This is a genomic window from Nitrospirota bacterium, from assembly GCA_015233895.1.
Classification (GTDB): domain Bacteria; phylum Nitrospirota; class Thermodesulfovibrionia; order Thermodesulfovibrionales; family Magnetobacteriaceae; genus Magnetomonas.
In genome coordinates this window covers 471-1579 of record JADFXG010000065.1, presented here as the reverse complement: position 1 = coordinate 1579, position 1109 = coordinate 471, and the positions used below count along the sequence as shown (strand labels likewise).

At 47.5% G+C, this 1109-nt stretch carries 2 tRNA genes and 2 rRNA genes (2 of these 4 cut by a window edge); all 4 read left to right on the top strand.

What is annotated here, in order from left to right:
- Positions 1 to 314: ribosomal RNA gene (locus tag HQK88_17215) — 16S ribosomal RNA — on the top strand; its annotated part reaches 446 nt to the left of the window's first position; the annotation flags it as partial.
- A 210-nt stretch (positions 315 to 524) separates the two neighbouring features.
- A tRNA-Ile gene (locus HQK88_17210) sits at positions 525 to 601 on the top strand.
- Positions 602 to 622: 21 nt separating this feature from the next.
- Positions 623 to 696, top strand: a tRNA-Ala gene (locus HQK88_17205).
- A gap of 122 nt (positions 697 to 818) precedes the next feature.
- Positions 819 to 1109: ribosomal RNA gene (locus tag HQK88_17200) — 23S ribosomal RNA — on the top strand; its annotated part runs 470 nt beyond the window's last position; the annotation flags it as partial.

The window sequence follows — 1109 nt, the reverse complement described above, 5'->3', positions numbered from 1 at the left end:
GCCCAGGGCAACACACGTGTTACAATGGTCACTACAAAGGGTTGCCAACCCGCGAGGGGGAGCTAATCTCAAAAAAGTGACCTCAGTTCGGATTGGAGTCTGCAATTCGACTCCATGAAGCCGGAATCGCTAGTAATGGTGGATCAGCACGCCACCGTGAATACGTTCCCGGGCCTTGTACACACCGCCCGTCAAGCGATGGGAGCCGGGAGTACCCGAAGTCCTACGTAGGTAGGCCCAAGGTAAAACTGGTGACTGGCGCTAAGTCGTAACAAGGTAGCCGTACGGGAACGTGCGGCTGGATCACCTCCTTTCTATTGTTTCCTTGTAATTAGGATCGATAGGAAATGTTGTTCAGTCGAACAGCAGTTTTAAAAACAATCAATACCAAAAAGAACAATAAGTATCCGGATGATCTCTGGAGAGCTTGGCTATTTTTATTTCTGATCAGTGGTCAGTGTCTGTGGTCAGGGATGCCCACAGGCATTGACCATTGATTAATGCATTGACCTCTGATCAGAATTGGGCCCGTAGCTCAGCTGGTTAGAGCATCGTCTTGATAAGGCGAGGGTCAGTGGTTCGATCCCACTCGGGCCCACCATTTCTCCGACGGAGAAAACAGGGGGCTGTAGCTCAGTTTGGGAGAGCGCCTGCTTTGCAAGCAGGAAGTCAGGAGTTCGATCCTCCTCAGCTCCACAATATTTTATGATGGGTAATAGATTGAAAACATTTTGTCCGGATAATCGGACTTTGTTCTTTGACAATTATGTAATGTAAGTTTAACTACAAATTGAAGTAGTAGTTTTTCGTTATTTAGTGGTCAAGTTACAAAGGGTTTACGATGGCTGACTTGGCAGACTCAGGCGATGAAGGACGCGATAAGCTGCGATAAGCTTCGGGGAGCTGCAATGAAGCTTTGATCCGGAGATTTCCGAATGGGGCAACCCAACCAGGCTAATACCTGGTTATTCTGGACTGAATACATAGGTTCAGAATGCTAACGTGGCGAATTGAAACATCTTAGTAGCCACAGGAAAAGAAAACGAATGTGATTCCCTTAGTAGCGGCGAGCGAAACGGGAAGAGGCTAAACTCTAATGCTTGCATTAG